Consider the following 290-nt stretch of genomic DNA (forward strand, 5'->3'; position numbering starts at 1 on the left):
GGCGATCGCTACAACGGCGATCAGCACGGGCGCATGTCGAGCAACTCGCTGGAGTTGTTTGCCCGTGGTGAGCACCTCAGCGCCAGCGTGACCTTCGCCCACTCCCTGGAACGCCCGGATGCCCTGACCGAGCGCGAAGCGCCGATCTATTTCCGCGTGGATTTCTTCCTCTAAATTCTGCTTTAAACGAGATTCGATCATGGACGTTCGCCACTACGCCTTCCTCGCTGGCCAGCCCTCTGCTGCGGTCAAAAAACGCGAGCACTTCTGGGGCATGCCCAAGCGCGGCC

1 pseudogene is annotated in these 290 nt (G+C 61.0%); it reads left to right on the top strand.

Annotation, left to right across the window (positions count from 1 at the left end):
* Positions 1-174 (top strand): annotated as a pseudogene (locus ACZ3HH_RS29630) (ShlB/FhaC/HecB family hemolysin secretion/activation protein); the annotation flags it as partial.
* Positions 175-290 lie beyond the last annotated feature (116 nt).

It is taken from the genome of Pseudomonas sp. PME37.24/025, assembly GCF_055556615.1.